Annotated in this window: 11 protein-coding genes; 9 read left to right on the top strand and 2 right to left on the bottom strand. The window is 70.2% G+C overall.

Annotated elements, in window-relative coordinates:
* Positions 1 to 18 precede the first annotated feature (18 nt).
* The 9 genes from ACFUPX_RS03190 to ACFUPX_RS03150 all read left to right on the top strand — a co-directional run bounded on the left by ACFUPX_RS03190 (position 19) and on the right by ACFUPX_RS03150 (position 12,738).
* Positions 19 to 894, top strand: coding sequence for a TatD family hydrolase (locus ACFUPX_RS03190; RefSeq protein ID WP_383314989.1), 876 nt, complete (start codon positions 19 to 21; stop codon positions 892 to 894).
* A gap of 141 nt (positions 895 to 1,035) precedes the next feature.
* Entirely contained in the window at positions 1,036 to 2,379 is a 1,344-nt protein-coding gene (locus ACFUPX_RS03185; RefSeq protein ID WP_383314986.1) for a ubiquitin-like domain-containing protein, read from the top strand.
* A 374-nt stretch (positions 2,380 to 2,753) separates the two neighbouring features.
* Positions 2,754 to 3,623, top strand: a complete 870-nt coding sequence (gene rsmA, locus ACFUPX_RS03180; protein WP_383314983.1) for a 16S rRNA (adenine(1518)-N(6)/adenine(1519)-N(6))-dimethyltransferase RsmA — start codon at positions 2,754 to 2,756, stop codon at positions 3,621 to 3,623.
* On the top strand, positions 3,620 to 4,513 hold the full coding sequence (locus ACFUPX_RS03175; RefSeq protein WP_383314980.1) for a 4-(cytidine 5'-diphospho)-2-C-methyl-D-erythritol kinase: 894 nt from the start codon (positions 3,620 to 3,622) through the stop codon (positions 4,511 to 4,513). The genes rsmA and ACFUPX_RS03175 overlap by 4 nt, the downstream gene beginning before the upstream one ends.
* A 76-nt stretch (positions 4,514 to 4,589) precedes the next feature.
* Positions 4,590 to 5,933, top strand: coding sequence for an acyltransferase (locus ACFUPX_RS03170; protein ID WP_383314977.1), 1,344 nt, complete (start codon positions 4,590 to 4,592; stop codon positions 5,931 to 5,933).
* A gap of 97 nt (positions 5,934 to 6,030) precedes the next feature.
* Positions 6,031 to 7,857, top strand: coding sequence for an ABC-F family ATP-binding cassette domain-containing protein (locus tag ACFUPX_RS03165; protein WP_383314973.1), 1,827 nt, complete (start codon positions 6,031 to 6,033; stop codon positions 7,855 to 7,857).
* A 145-nt stretch (positions 7,858 to 8,002) separates the two neighbouring features.
* Positions 8,003 to 9,823: a PQQ-binding-like beta-propeller repeat protein gene (locus tag ACFUPX_RS03160; RefSeq protein ID WP_383314970.1), complete on the top strand. Its 1,821-nt coding sequence runs from the start codon at positions 8,003 to 8,005 to the stop codon at positions 9,821 to 9,823.
* A gap of 67 nt (positions 9,824 to 9,890) precedes the next feature.
* Entirely contained in the window at positions 9,891 to 11,750 is a 1,860-nt protein-coding gene (locus ACFUPX_RS03155) for a PQQ-binding-like beta-propeller repeat protein (protein WP_383314967.1), read from the top strand.
* Positions 11,751 to 12,012: 262 nt separating this feature from the next.
* Entirely contained in the window at positions 12,013 to 12,738 is a 726-nt protein-coding gene (locus ACFUPX_RS03150; RefSeq protein ID WP_383314964.1) for a LuxR C-terminal-related transcriptional regulator, read from the top strand.
* Between the two features lie 22 nt (positions 12,739 to 12,760).
* On the opposite strand, the gene ACFUPX_RS03145 is transcribed toward ACFUPX_RS03150, so the two are convergent.
* Both ACFUPX_RS03145 and ACFUPX_RS03140 read right to left on the bottom strand, forming a co-directional pair.
* The gene (locus tag ACFUPX_RS03145) at positions 12,761 to 13,042 is read right to left on the bottom strand and encodes a hypothetical protein (RefSeq protein WP_383314962.1); all 282 of its coding nucleotides are present in this window, start codon (positions 13,040 to 13,042) and stop codon (positions 12,761 to 12,763) included.
* 24 nt (positions 13,043 to 13,066) lie between these two features.
* Positions 13,067 to 14,749, bottom strand: coding sequence for a sodium:solute symporter family protein (locus ACFUPX_RS03140; protein WP_383314959.1), 1,683 nt, complete (start codon positions 14,747 to 14,749; stop codon positions 13,067 to 13,069).
* Positions 14,750 to 14,872: the final 123 nt, after the last annotated feature.

Below are 14,872 nucleotides of genomic sequence, written 5' to 3'. Positions count from 1 at the left end.
CTTCGTAGGATCGGGGGCATGCCTTCCGACGCCAAGAACGCCGCGCCGCCGCTGCCCGAACCCCTGCGGGTTCCGGTCGCCGACTCCCACACCCACCTCGACATGCAGTCGGGGTCGGTGGACGACGGGCTCGCCAAGGCCGCGGCGGTGGGCGTGACGACGGTCGTGCAGGTGGGCTGTGACGTGGCGGGCTCGCGCTGGGCCGCGCAAACGGCCGCCGCGTACGAGAGCGTGCACGCCACCGTCGCCCTGCATCCCAACGAGGCGCCGCGCATCGTGCTCGGCGACCCCGACGGATGGTCCCGGCAGGGCGCGCGCGAGGCGGGCGGCGAGGGCGCCCTCGACGCCGCGCTCGCCGAGATCGACGCTCTTGCCGCACTGCCGCAGGTCAAGGGCGTGGGCGAGACCGGGCTCGACTACTTCCGCACCGGACCCGAGGGCAAGGCCGCCCAGGAGCGGTCCTTCCGCGCCCACATCGAGATCGCCAAGCGGCACGGCAAGGCGCTGGTCATCCACGATCGCGAGGCGCACGAAGATGTGCTGCGGGTCCTGAAGGAGGAGGGCGCTCCGGAGCGCACCGTCTTCCACTGCTACTCGGGTGACGCGGCGATGGCCCAAGTGTGCGCGGAGAACGGCTACTTCATGTCCTTCGCCGGCAACATGACCTTCAAGAACGCGCAGGGGCTGCGGGACGCGCTGGCCGTCGCGCCGCTGGAACTGGTGCTCGTGGAGACGGACGCGCCCTTCCTCACGCCCGCTCCCTACCGCGGACGGCCTAACGCCCCGTATCTCATTCCGGTCACATTGCGGGCGATGGCCGAGGTGCGCGGGATCGGCGAGGACGCCATGGCCGAGGCGATCTCGGTCAATACGGCGCGTGCCTTTGATTACTGACGGATAACGCCCGCGGCCCCCGCTCCGGGGGATCTCCGCGACACTGCGTAGTCGCGCTGCTTTGGAGAGTGACGGTTGCTCCGCTAGGTTCTGGTCCGCCTCGCCCGATCCGGACCAGAACGAGAACGCTGGAGCCCCGTCGTGAGTCATGCGCCGCAGTACGAGACGTCTTATGGGGGCGGCACGACCTATGAGCCGGAGCTGTGGGCCGAGCCGGAGCTGAGGGGCGAGCCGGAGCTGTGGGCCGAGCCCGAGGCCGGGGAGCGCTTTCCCCGGCAGGCCACCGGGTCCGTTCCCGACGGGGGGCGGGCCGAGGCGCGGCGGGCAGCGCGGCGCAAGAAGGCGGGTCCGCGGTCGGGCGGGCGGTCGGGTGGGCGGGCGAAGGCCTCGTCGGAGCGGCCCGACGCGTTGCGGCGGCTGTTGCCGCAGGCGCTGGTCGTGGCCTTCCTCGCGGGCGGCACCTCCGCCTTCGTCGCCAACGACAAGGCCGTGCAGCTGAGCGTCGACGGCGAGTCACGCACCCTGCACACGTTCGCGGACGACGTGGGTGAGCTGCTGGAAGACGAAGGCGTGGACTTCGGCACGCACGACATCGTGGCGCCGACCGCGACCACGGCCCTGGCCAGCGGCGACGAGATCGCCGTCCGCTACGGCCGGCCGGTCAAGCTCACCCTGGACGGGCAGCGGCGCGAGGTGTGGACGACGGCGCGCACGGTGGACGGCGCGCTGCGGCAGCTCGGGGTGCGGGCCGAAGGCGCCTATCTGTCGGCCTCGCGGAGCAAGCGGATCGCGCGGGACGGCCTTGACCTGGACGTACGCACCGAACGCACCGTGACGATCATGGCGGACGGGCGTGAACGGACCATCCGTACGAACGCGGCGACCGTGGCGGAGGCGGTCCAGGAGTCGGGCCTCACCCTGAACGGCCAGGACACGACGTCGGTGCCGCCCGACAGCTTTCCGCGCGACGGGCAGACGGTGACCGTCATGCGGATCTCCGGGCGCAAGGAGGTGCGGGAGGAGCCGATCCCGTTCGACGTGCGGCGGACGGACGATCCCTCGCTGTTCGTGGGTACGGAGGTCGTGGAGCGGCAGGGCCACCAGGGGACCCGGCGGGTCACGTACGCGTTGCGGACGGTCAACGGCGTCAAGCAGAAGCCGCGGCGGGTGCGGTCGGAGATCGCGCGTCAGCCGCAGACGCAGATCGTGAAGGTGGGGACGAAGCAGCGGCCGAGTTCGGTGGCGGGGGCGGAGGGCCTGAACTGGGGGTCGCTGGCGCACTGCGAGTCGGGCGGGCGCCCGAGTGCGGTGGACGCGTCGGGGACGTACGGGGGGCTGTACCAGTTCGATACGCGGACGTGGCAGGGGCTGGGTGGGGCGGGGCGGCCGCAGGATGCGTCGGCGGGGGAGCAGACGTTTCGCGCTAAGAAGCTTTATGTGCAGCGGGGGGCGAGTCCGTGGCCGCATTGTGGGGGGCGGCTCTAGGGGGTGCGGGGTGCGGGGTGCGGTGCTGGTCCGTCTTGGGGGCGGGGCCGTGCCGGTATGTCCGTCCTCGCTATCGTCCGGTGGCCGCTTGGGTTCTTCGGCGGGGGAGCGACAGGAACCGTGCTCCGGGCAGACATACCGGCACGTCCCCTCACGAGCGCTCCCGACTGCGGACCCGTCGCGGCTTGCCCCCCCCGCCTTCCCGCCCGCAAGTCGCTGCGGGGCAATCGGGTGGGTGGGCGGGAAAGCCTGTTCGTCCAGGGTCGGATGCGGGGTGATCGGGCGGGTGGGCGGGGAGGCTTGTTCGGCAGAGGCGGGTGCGGGGTGAGCGGTGGCTGGCCAGGAGGTGGGGTCAAGCCCCGTAACCTGGGGGGGTGAGTAATAGTGAGGCCGGGGCCCTGCTGGGAGCCGGCGATATCCGCGAGCTGGCCGCTGCCTTGGGCGTACGCCCGACAAAGCAGCGCGGCCAGAACTTCGTCATCGACGCCAACACAGTCCGCCGCATCGTCCGTACCGCGGAAGTCGGCCCGCAGGACGTGGTCGTCGAGGTCGGCCCGGGGCTCGGCTCGCTGACCCTGGCGCTCCTCGACACCGCGGACAGCGTCATCGCGGTCGAGATCGACGACGTGCTCGCGGGAGCACTCCCGGCGACCATCGAGGCCCGGCTCCCGGCGAAGGCGGACTCCTTCGCGCTGGTGCACAGCGACGCCATGCTCGTACGCGAGCTGCCGGGCCCCGCCCCGACCGCGCTGGTCGCCAACCTTCCCTACAACGTGGCCGTGCCCGTCCTGCTGCACATGCTCGACACGTTCCCCAGCATCGAGCGCACCCTCGTGATGGTGCAGGCCGAGGTCGCCGACCGCCTCGCCGCCCCTCCCGGCTCCAAGGTGTACGGCGTGCCCTCGGTCAAGGCCAACTGGTACGCCGACGTGAAGCGCGCCGGGTCCATCGGGCGCAATGTGTTCTGGCCCGCCCCGAATGTCGACTCGGGTCTCGTCTCGCTCGTGCGGCGCGCTGAGCCGGTCAAGACCTCCGCTTCGAAGAAGGAGGTCTTCGCCGTCGTCGACGCGGCCTTCGCCCAGCGGCGCAAGACCCTGCGGGCCGCGCTCGCCGGATGGGCGGGCTCCGCCGCAGCGGCTGAGGCGGCGCTCGTCGCCGCCGGAGTCTCGCCCCAGGCACGCGGCGAAGCGCTGACGGTGGAGGAGTTCGCGCGGATCGCCGAGCACAAGGGAGCGGGCGCGTGAGCCAGGGCGTGACGGTTCGGGTTCCCGCCAAGGTCAATGTGCAGCTCGCGGTGGGCGCCGCTCGCGCGGACGGGTTCCATGACCTGGCGAACGTCTTCCTCGCCGTCGGGCTCTACGACGAAGTCACCGTGAGCCCCGCCGAGCAGCTGCGCGTGACGTGCTCCGGGCCCGACGCTTCTCAAGTGCCTCTCGATCGTACGAACTTGGCCGCAAGAGCCGCGGAGATGCTGGCCGCGCGGCATGGACGTACGGCCGACGTGCACATCCACATCGCCAAGGACATCCCCGTCGCGGGCGGCATGGCGGGCGGCAGCGCGGACGGCGCGGGCGCGCTCCTGGCGTGCGACGCGCTGTGGGGGACCGAGGCCTCGCGGGACGAACTGCTCGACATCTGCGCCGAGTTGGGCAGCGACGTGCCGTTCAGCCTGGTGGGCGGGGCCGCGCTCGGGACAGGGCGCGGCGAGAAGCTCGAGGTTCTGGAGGTGGGTGGGCACTTTCACTGGGTGTTCGCCGTTGCCGACGGCGGGCTCTCCACGCCCGCGGTCTACCGCGAGTTCGACCGGCTGACCCCGGACGCTCCCGCTCCGGAGGCGTCCGCCGGACTGCTCGACGCCCTGCGCAAGGGGGATGCCGTCGCTCTCGCCGGCGCCGTCTCCAATGATCTTCAGCCCGCGGCTCTCTCGCTCTTCCCCTCGCTCGCCGACACCCTCGCCACCGGCACCGAGGCGGGCGCCCTGGCCGCGCTGGTCTCCGGATCGGGGCCCACGACGGCGTTCCTGGCCGCGGACGCCGAGTCCGCAGGGCGGGTCGCCGCGGCGCTCACGGCCTCCGGCACCTGCCGCTCGGCCCGGGTGGCGCTCTCGCCCGCACCGGGTGCCACGGTGGTTTAGGGGGCCACGTACTCAGGCGCGGATCTGAGTACGTACGCGCTGATGCCGGGCCCGCGGTGCGCGCGACCGTACGTACATGGGATCAAGCGTTCGCGAACTGGCCGAGCAGACGCCCACCGGGCGTGACCGGTACATCGACCTGCTGCGGGTCGCCTCGCTCGGCACGGTCGTCGTCGGGCACTGGCTGATGGCGGCGGTGACGGTCGGCGACGACGGGCGCACGGAGGTCGGCAACCTCCTCGCCGTCGTACCCGAACTGCAGCTGCTCACCTGGGTGTTGCAGATCATGCCGGTGTTCTTCTTCGTCGGCGGTTTCTCGCACGCGCTCTCCTACCGCTCCCTGAGCCGGAAGGCGGAAGCGGGCACGTCCGTCTACTCGGCGTTCCTGCGGGCCCGCCTCCAGCGGCTGCTGCGGCCGACGATGGTCTTCATCGGGGTGTGGGGCGTGGCCGCCCTGCTGGTGCAACTCCTGGGTGAGGGCGGCGCGTTGCTCGACGTGACGCTTCGGCTCGTCGCCCAGCCGCTCTGGTTCATCGGCATCTACCTGGCCATGGTCGCCTTCACGCCGCCGCTCCTCGCGCTGCACGAGCGGTACGGGTGGGGCGCGTTCGGCGGTCTCGTGCTTGCCGCCGCGGCGGTGGACGCCGCGCGCTTCGCCTTCGGAGTGCCGTACGTCGAGTTCCTGAACTTCGCCTTCGTATGGCTCGCCGTGCACCAGCTCGGCTTCCTGCGGGCGGACGGCAGGCTCCGGGCGCCCGCGGCCATGGCCGTGGCGGGCCTCGCGGGCGCCTCGGCGCTGGTGGCCTTCGGGCCCTATCCGCTCTCGATGGTCGGCATGCCGGGCGAGCGCGTGTCCAACATGGCTCCGCCGACCTTCGCGCTCCTGTGCCACGGACTGTGGCTGGTGGGCGCGGTGGAGCTGCTGCGCGGGCCCGCGGTGCGGTGGCTCGCGCGGCCCCGGGTCTGGCGGGGCGTGGTGGCCGCGAACGGGATCTCGATGACGGCGTTCCTGTGGCACCTGACGGCGATGCTCGGGGTGTACGGGGTGCTGATCGCGACGGACGTGCCGCTGCCGGAACCCGCGTCGGGGGCATGGTGGGCGCAGGTTCCGCCGCGGATGGCGGCCGCCGCGGTGCTCACCGGCCTGCTGGTGGCGGCCTTCCGCCGCTTCGAGCGGCCGGCCGCGGCGGGGGAGCCGGGCGGGGGTTCGGGGCCCGTCGCCGCGGTGGGGGTCGTGCTCTGTCTCTTCGGGGTGCTCGGGCTCTCCATGGTCGGGTTCGGGGGACTGCTCGAAGGGCGTACGGCGATGGTGGTGGCCGTACGGATGACGGCGCCGGTGGCCGTGGGTCTTGCGTTGGCGGGGTGGTTCCTCGTGGAGCGTGCGGGCAGCTTCTCCCTCCCCGGGCGCCGGACGGGCTGATCCACGGGCCTGCGTGTACCCCGCACCGGCCGCCGGGCCGAGAGCCGCCGCCTCCGACTACGCTGGAGGTCGATCGATCCCCTTCCCTGGAGCGTTAATGGCCGTCAACCTGGTCAATGTCGAGGCAGTCAGCAAGGTGTACGGCACGCGTGCCCTGCTCGACGGTGTCTCCCTCGGCGTGTCCGAGGGGGACCGGATCGGCGTCGTGGGGCGCAACGGAGACGGCAAGACGACCCTCATCCGGATGCTCGCCAAGCTGGAGGAGACGGACTCCGGGCGGGTCACGCACAACGGCGGGCTGCAGCTCGGCGTGCTGACCCAGCACGACTCGCTCGACCCCGAGGCGACCGTCCGGCACGAGGTCATCGGCGACCTCGCCGACCACGAGTGGGCGGGCAGCGCCAAGATCCGCGACGTGCTCACCGGCCTCTTCGGCGGCCTGGACATGCCGGGCTTCCCGCAGGGCCTCGACACGGTCATCGGCCCGCTCTCCGGCGGCGAGCGCCGGCGCATCGCGCTCGCGAAGCTGCTCATCGGCGAGCCCGACCTGATCGTGCTCGACGAGCCGACCAACCACCTCGACGTCGAGGGCATCGCCTGGCTCGCCGAGCACCTGCGGACGCGGCGCTCGGCGCTCGTCTGCGTCACGCACGACCGCTGGTTCCTCGACCAGGTCTGTACGCGCATGTGGGACGTGCAGGGGGGTTCCGTCTTCGAGTACGAGGGCGGGTACTCCGACTACGTCTTCGCGCGTGCCGAGCGCGAGCGCATCGCGGCCACCGAGGAGACCAAGCGCAAGAACCTGATGCGCAAGGAGCTGGCCTGGCTGCGGCGCGGCGCCCCCGCCCGCACCAGCAAGCCCCGGTACCGCATCGAGGCCGCGAACGAACTCATCGCCGACGTGCCGCCGCCCCGGGACACCAGCGAGCTGATGAAGTTCGCCACCACCCGGCTCGGCAAGACCGTCTTCGACCTGGAGGACGTGACCGTCCAGGCCGGACCCAAGCTGCTCCTCAAGCACCTGACCTGGCAGCTCGGCCCCGGCGACCGCATCGGCCTGGTGGGCGTCAACGGCGCGGGCAAGACCTCGCTCCTGCGGGCGATGGCCGAGGCCCAGCGCTCCGACGGCGACGTACAGCCCGAGGCGGGCCGTGTCGTGGTCGGCAAGACCGTGAAGCTCGCCTATCTGTCGCAGGAAGTGGCCGAACTCGCCCCGACGCTGCGGGTGTTGCAGGCCGTGCAGCAGGTGCGCGAGCGGGTCGACCTCGGCAAGGGCCGGGAGATGACCGCCGGGCAGCTCTGCGAGATGTTCGGGTTCAACAAGGAGAAGCAGTGGACGCCCGTCGGCGACCTGTCCGGTGGTGAGCGGCGGCGGCTCCAGCTCCTGCGCCTCCTGATGGACGAGCCGAACGTCCTCTTCCTCGACGAGCCGACGAACGACCTCGACATCGAGACGCTGACCCAGCTCGAGGACGTCCTCGACAGCTGGCCCGGGTCGATGGTCGTGATCTCCCACGACCGGTTCTTCCTGGAGCGCACCACCGACAAGGTCTTCGCGCTGCTCGGCGACGCCACGATGCGGATGCTGCCGCGCGGCATCGACGAGTACCTGGAGCGGCGCAAGCGGATGGCGGACGCCGGGATGCCCGCGGCTCCCGTCGCCGAGGTCTCGGGGTCCGCGGCGCCGGCCGCCGCGCCGAAGGCCGTCTCCTCCGCCGACGCGCGCGCCGCGAAGAAGGAACTCCAGAAGATCGAGCGGCAGCTGGACAAGATGTCCACGAAGGAAACCTGGCTGCATGCCCAAATCGCCGATAACGCCACCGACTTCGGAAAGGTGGCCAAACTGGACGCCGAGTTGCGCGAACTCGTGAGCGAGCGCGACGAGTTGGAGATGCGCTGGCTGGAGCTCGCGGAGAGCGCGTAGAGGTCTAGTAACAGACGCATCACGGGCCGGTCCTCCCTTGGGAACAGGGGACGGACCGGTCAGTTGTGCTAGGGGCCAGGGTGATAGAAAGGTCGGCCCGAGCACCACTTGGCGTGCCGAAAAATCAGTGAAGGGGGAAGCGCTGATGACTCAGCCGCCCAACCAACCGCCGTCCGGCGGTTTTGGAGCTCCGCAGGATCCACAGCAGGGAGCCGCGCCGCAGCCACCGGGCCAGCCGCCCCAGCCGCCGCAGACACCGCCCGCGACCCAGCCCGGCTACGGCTACCCGCAGCAGCCGCCCGCGCCCCAGCCGGGTTACGGCTACCCGCAGCAGCCCGGACCGTACAACCAGCCCGGACCTTACGGCCAGCCCACGCAGCCCGGTCAGCCGGGCCCCTACGGCCAGCCCACCCAGCCGGGTCAGCCGGGCCCGTACACCCAGCCCCAGTACGGCTACCCGCAGCAGCCGCAGTTCCCCGGCGGCCCCGGTGGCCCCGGCATGCCCGCCGCCCCGGGCGGCGGCGGCAAGAACCCCTTCAAGGGCAAGCCCGGCCTGATCGTGGCGGCCGTGGCCGCCGGGGCGCTCGTCATCGGCGGCGTTGCCTGGGCGGTCGTCGGCGGCGGCGATGACGACCCCAGTAAGAAGAAGCCCGTCGCGGGCAAGAGCGACGACCCCAAGGCCAGCGAATCCGCACCGGTCAACCCGGGTGACGGCGACGGCGACGGGGGCGGGGAGAAGGAAGACCTCAACGCGGGCCGCCAGCCCGGCGAGTCGAAGGTGCTCTGGTACAAGGAGGCGCCCAAGGTGCCCGGTTCCGGCGCCGACGCCAAGGGCACGTGGATCAAGGGCGACATCGCCGTCAAGGCCGCGTACAAGGAGATCACCGCCTACAACGTCAAGACGGGCGACAGCGCCTGGCCGACGATCAAGTTCCCGCAGAAGATCTGTGGCGCGACCCCGCAGATGACGGACGACGACAAGATCTTCGTCGCGTACAAGGACGGGCAGAAGGACAACTCCAAGTGCAACCAGATTCAGCTCGTCGATCTGAAGACGGGTGACAAGGGCTGGGTGAAGCCGGTCGAGGAGGAGGGCCTCTTCGACATGTCCCTCAGCACCGACCTCTCCATCACCGGTGACACGCTGATGGTGGGCCGCTCCCAGTCCGGTACCGCGCTGAACGTGAGCGACGGCAAGGAGCTCTTCGTCGCCGAGAAGAAGGACCCGGGCGCCTGCTTCCCCGGTGGCTTCGCCGGTGGCAAGAAGATGCTCGTCGCCTACTCGTGCGGGGCGAGCACGTCCACCGAGCACGACGAGCTGCGCCAGCTCGACCCGAAGACCGGCGCCACGGTGTGGACGAAGAAGTTCCCCAAGGGCTGGCGGATCGGCCGGATCTACTCCGAGAGCCCGACGATCGTCTACCTCAGCAACGAGGACAAGAAGAAGTGGAACATCACGACGCTGAAGCCCAACAGCAGTGACACCCGCTCCGAGGTCGGCGTGGACGAGAAGTTCGCGCCGGAGTGCGACGGTTCGACGTTCCTCGGCGGCAGCCTCCAGGGGTGCCTGGGCGCGACGACCGACGACAAGAACCTCTACCTGCCGACCGAGGCGACGTCCGGCGCCAACGAGGTCGTGGCGATCAGCCTCGCCACCGGCAAGGAAGCCTGGCGCACCAAGTCGCCGCTTGAGGAATCGATGCTGCCGATGAAGGTCGAGGGCGGTTCGCTCATCGCCTACGTCAACCCGTCGTACGACTCCGGCGGCCGGGTCGTCTCGATCCCGCTGTCCGGTTCGCACACGCCCAAGACGCTCATGAAGAACCCGGAAGGGACCTCGGAGATCGAGAGCGGCTTCTACTCGAAGGCGATCGACTACGTGGACGGTCGCTTCTACATCTCCACCACGCGGCTCTCGGGCAGCGCAAAGGGCCAGGAGAAGCTGATGCTGGCCTACGGCAAGTGACCTTCTCCGTCGGGCAAGCCGCCCCTTTGTCGCCTAGTTCATCTCTCGTCCCCAAGGAATCGACGTCATGACGCAGCCGCCCCAGCCGCCCAACGAGCCCCCGCAGGGCGGGTTCGGCGCTCCCCAGGACCCGCCGCCCGGCGGTTTCGGCGCACCTCAGGATCCGCCGCCCGGCGGTTTCGGCAAGGCCCCCGAGCCGAACCCGAACCCGACGTACGGCTACCCGCAGGCCCCGCCGCAGACTCCTCCGCCGGCCCCGGCGCCGACCCAGCCGCCGATGCCGCCCCCGCCGCCGCAGGGCCAGCCCCAGGGCTACGGCTACCCGGGTCAGCCGACCCAGCCGTACGGCCAGCAGGCTCCCTACGGCCAGCAGCAGGCCCCCTACGGTCAGCAGCCCCCGTACGGCGCCTACCAGCAGCAGCCCCCGACGATGCCGATGTCGCCGCAGCCGGGCGTGCCCGCCGGCTCGGGCGGCTCGAAGCTCAGCGGCCAGATGAAGATCATCATCGCGGCGGTCGTCGCGATCGCCGTGATCGTCGGCGGCGGTGTCATCTACGCCACGACCTCGGACGACAAGGACGACCCCGAGGCGAGCTCCGCGGGCCCGACCGGCGGCAAGGGCGGCGGCGACGAGGGCAAGGGCGGCGGCGAGCAGGGTCCGAGCGGCCCCGGCACGGAGAAGGTCCCGGCCAACACCGGCGCCACGGTCTCCATGCAGATCCCGCAGCCCGAGGTGCCCAAGGACGACGTCTGGAGCATCAAGGGCTCCTGGCTCACCGACGACGTCTACGCCAAGGCGGGCGTCAACGAGATCGTCGGCTACGACCCGGCCGACGGCAAGGAGCAGTGGACGCTGCCGCTCGCGGGCCAGACCTGTGCCGCGTCGCGCGAGGTCACCAAGGACGGCATCGCCGCGGTCGCGTACGAGGCGGCCAAGCGGAACAAGAAGGGCGACCACGAGACCTGCTCGCAGATCTCGGCGATCGACCTGAAGAACGGCAAGAAGCTCTGGACGGAGACCATCGACGAGGGCAGCGCGGACGCCCGGATCCAAGAGGTCACCATCAGCGGCAGCACCGTCGCGGCAGGGTCCAGCGCGGGCGGCGCCGCCTTCGAGATCACCAAGGGCAAGCACCTGTGGGAGCCCACCCCCGGCGACGATTGCCAGGACGAGGGCTACGCGGGCGGCGAGCAGCTCGTGGCCGTACAGAAGTGCGGTGACTACGGCGACGAGAAGCTGAAGATCCAGCTCCTCAACCCCGCGAACGGCAAGGTCAAGTGGACCTACCCGGTCACGCCGGGCGTCGACAACGCCAAGATCATCTCCACTCGCCCGGTCGTCTACGGCCAGGACACCCAGGAGATCACCGCGAGCGGCATCACGGACGCCTTCTCGATCGACGACCAGGGCAAGCTCCGCGCCAAGATCTCGCTGCCGGACGGCAAGTACGACCACGACTGCGAGGTCAACGTCGTCTACGCCTGCACCGCGCTCGCGGTCGGCAACGACAAGCTCTACGTCCCCACCCGCCAGCACGACGGCGGCGGTGACGGCTACAGCCAGACGAACGAGATCATCTCGTTCTCGCTGGCCACCGGAAAGACCACCGGTGACCGCGCCGACGCGGGCGAGGACGGCGAGATGTTCCCCATCCGCATGGACGGCGGCAACATCCTGGCGTACAAGGACGCGGGCTACAACAAGGGCGCCCAGGTCATTTCCATCAACGGCAAGACGATGAAGGCGACCAAGCTCCTGGAGACCCCCGCGGCCGATTCCGTCGGCAGCGCGATCAGCAGCATGGTGCCGAAATCGAACGAACTCCTTTACGGCGACGGCAAGCTGTATCTCGGCAAGGAGCTGATCAGCAAGCCGTACTCGAAGGACGAGAAGGAGTACACGGCTCTGGGATTCGTCGCCCAGTAGCCCTCGTGACCTCCGCGTACGCACCGAACGGCCCCGTTCCTGAAAAGGAGCGGGGCCGTTCCGCTCTCCCCGCGGGACGTTCCGTACGCACGTACTCCCCTTCACTCGCGCATGGCCGGGATTTAGGCATTCCGGGCCGCTTCTCGCCGGTAGGGGGCGCGCGACGTCGAACAAGCGTGTAGCTTCCGGGGAACGAGTGGGTGCAGGGCCGGGGGGCCCTCGATCCGTGGGGGATCCGTGGGGGAAGGTGGGGGGTTGCTCGATGGGTGTGCGACTCATGGTGGTCGACGACCACCGACTGCTGGCCGAGGCACTCGCCTCGGCGTTAAAACTGCGCGGGCACCGGGTGCTCGCCGCGGCCGCGCCCGCGGCCGGGGCGGCCGAGCTGGTGATCAGCCGCGCTCCCGAGGTCTGTCTGCTCGGCACGGCGACGCCCGCCGAGCCCGGCATGTTCGATCCGGTCGTGAAGATCAAGCGGGAGCGCCCGCAGGTCGCCGTGGTGGTGCTCGGCCCGGTGCCGAGCCCGCGCGGCATCGCCGCGGCCTTCGCCGCGGGGGCTTCCGGCTACGTACGCCATGACGAGCGCATCGAAGGTGTCGAGCGCGCCATCATGAAGGCGAGAGCGGGCGAGGCCGCCGTCGCCCCGCAGTTGCTCCAGGGAGCCTTCAGCGAACTGCTCAACCCGGCCGCACAGCCCGACGACGAGGGGCAGCGGCTGCTGCAGATGCTGACGCCGCGCGAGGTCGAGGTCCTGGTGCGGGTCGCGGACGGCGAGGACACCCGGCTTATCGCCGCCGGGATGGGGATCGCGCCCAGCACCGCGCGCACGCACGTGCAGCGCGTGCTGATGAAGCTGGGCGTCGGATCCCGCCTGGAGGCCGCGGCACTCGCCGCCCGTACGGGCCTGCTCGACCGCGCGGAGCGGCCCGCCGCCGCTTTCGCCAACGACGTGGAGACGCCGACGGGGCCCGAGTCACCGGTGCAGTGAACTCGGGCCCCGTCCAGGGGTGTTACTCGTCTTCCGGTGCCTCGGTGGGAGCCACCGTGGGCCGCAGCCACAGCCAGCCGAGGAAGAAGAGGCCGAGCGCCAGCATGGCCAGGCCCGTCCACAGGTTGATGTTGATGTCCTGCGCCTTCTTCATGTCGGCGTCGGACGGTGAGATGCCGGCGATCGTCACGATGATCCCGTAGACGACGAACAGACCACCGATGATCCGCCTGATGTCGAAGAGGCGGGCCGCCGTGGCGGACTTGCTCTCCAGCTCGGAGACTTCGCGTCGCAGTTCAGACATGTTCTTCCAGACCTCCGATCGGGGTTAGAGCGAGTACGGCAGGTAGCAGAGCGCGGCGAGCACGATCGCTCCCCAGCCGAGGAGCGCGGGCTTGCGGTACCAGGCGTCGTCGCCCTCGGCGGGCGGCTCCTCCAGGCCCGGCGACGCCGTCCCGTAGACCAGACCGGCCAGTTCGGCCTCCGGCTTGGGCGCGGTGAAGAGCGTGACCACGACCATCACCACGGCGCCGGCGACGAAGCCGACGATCGCCGAGACGAAGTTGGCGCCCTGGTCGGTCGGGATGTCGATGACGCCCTGCTTGTAGATGTAGAAGTAGTTGATCATCGCGGCGGTGGTGCCCGCGAGCAGGCCCCACACACCGGACTTCACCGAGGCCCGCTTCCAGAACATGCCGATGATGAAGACCACGAACATCGGGACGTTGAAGAAGGAGAACAGCGTCTGGAGGTAGCCCATGATGTTCGAGAACGACGAGGCGATGAAGGCCGTTCCGATGGAGGCCAGGACGCCGATCGCGGTGATCAGACGGCCGAACCGCAGGTAGTAGGCGTCCTCGCGGCCCTTGACCACGTACTTGGACCAGATGTCGTACGTGAAGACGGTGTTGAAGGACGACACGTTCGCCGCCATGCCCGCCATGAACGCCGCGAGCAGACCGGTCACCGCGATGCCGAGCACGCCGTTGGGCAGCAACTCCTGCATCAGGTACGGGATCGCGTCGTTGTACGTCAGGTCCGAACCCGCCGTGCCGATCTTCGGGACGAGTACGGCCGCGACCAGGCCCGGGATCATCACCAGGAAGACGATGAAGATCTTCGGGAAGGCGGCGATCAGCGGGGTGCGCTGGGCGGCGGAGAGGTTCTTCGCGGACAGGGCGCGCTGGACCTCGGCGAAGTTGGTCGTCCAGTAGCCGAAGGAGAGCACGAAGCCGAGGCCGAGGATGATCGTCAGCCAGTTCGCGCCCAGCGGGTTGGCGTCACCGATGCCGGTGCCGCCCCACGCACTCATGAAGTCGGCGCCGTGCTGCTTCTCGATCGAGCCGGAAAGCCCGTCCCAGCCGCCGACCTTCTTCAGGCCGATGACGCAGATCGGGATGAGCGCGGCCAGGATCACGAAGAACTGGAGGACTTCGTTGTAGATCGCCGAGGAGAGCCCGCCGATCGTGATGTACGCGAGGACGAAGAAGCCGGCGACCACGATCGCCACCCACTGCGGCCAGCCGAGGAGCGCCTCGACGACGATCGACAGGGCGTAGAGGTTGACGCCCGCGATGAGGATCGCGGCGAACGCGAAGAGCACCGAACTCAGCAGGTGAGCCGATTTGTCGAAGCGCTGGAGCAGGTACTCGGGGACCGAGCGGACCTTGCTGCGGTAGTAGAACGGCATCATCACGAGGCCGAGGAAGACCATCGCCGGGATGGCGCCGATCCAGTACCAGTGGACGACCGCGACGCCGTACTGGGCGCCGGTCGCGGCCATGCCGAGGATCTCGGTGGCGCCGAGGTTCGCGGCGACGAACGCGAGGCCGGTGACCCAGGCGGGCAGCGAACGGCCCGAGAGGAAGAAGTCGAGGCTGGTCTTCACGGAGCGCCGGGCGGCGAAGCCGATGCCCAGGACGACGGCGAAGTAGATCGCGAGGATCGCGTAGTCGAGGCCGTTGGTGGGCAGCCGAAGCCCCTCGGCCAGGGTCTGTGTGGGGGACTGCATGGGGAACTCGCTTCGTTGCGCGAACTGATCAGACCGGAACCTACGCTTCTCGCTTCAATAACTGAAGACTTCTGTTGGTGTTCTTTGTTGGATTGTGATCGGACGCATAGCCCTCGCTCAGCT

The sequence above is a fragment of the Streptomyces sp. NPDC057302 genome (genome assembly GCF_042667685.1).
GTDB lineage: Bacteria > Actinomycetota > Actinomycetes > Streptomycetales > Streptomycetaceae > Streptomyces.
This window is presented reverse-complemented; position numbering and strand designations above follow the sequence as displayed.

What these genes read in the sequence shown, in the direction of transcription:
- ACFUPX_RS03190 (WP_383314989.1), top strand. Translation starts at nt 19, where the DNA reads ATGCCTTCCGACGCCAAGAACGCCGCGCCGCCGCTGCCCGAACCCCTG.
- ACFUPX_RS03170 (WP_383314977.1), top strand. Translation starts at nt 4,590, where the DNA reads ATGGGATCAAGCGTTCGCGAACTGGCCGAGCAGACGCCCACCGGGCGT.
- ACFUPX_RS03165 (WP_383314973.1), top strand. Translation starts at nt 6,031, where the DNA reads ATGGCCGTCAACCTGGTCAATGTCGAGGCAGTCAGCAAGGTGTACGGC.
- ACFUPX_RS03160 (WP_383314970.1), top strand. Translation starts at nt 8,003, where the DNA reads ATGACTCAGCCGCCCAACCAACCGCCGTCCGGCGGTTTTGGAGCTCCG.
- ACFUPX_RS03155 (WP_383314967.1), top strand. Translation starts at nt 9,891, where the DNA reads ATGACGCAGCCGCCCCAGCCGCCCAACGAGCCCCCGCAGGGCGGGTTC.
- ACFUPX_RS03150 (WP_383314964.1), top strand. Translation starts at nt 12,013, where the DNA reads ATGGGTGTGCGACTCATGGTGGTCGACGACCACCGACTGCTGGCCGAG.
- ACFUPX_RS03145 (WP_383314962.1), bottom strand. Translation starts at nt 13,042, where the DNA reads ATGTCTGAACTGCGACGCGAAGTCTCCGAGCTGGAGAGCAAGTCCGCC.
- ACFUPX_RS03140 (WP_383314959.1), bottom strand. Translation starts at nt 14,749, where the DNA reads ATGCAGTCCCCCACACAGACCCTGGCCGAGGGGCTTCGGCTGCCCACC.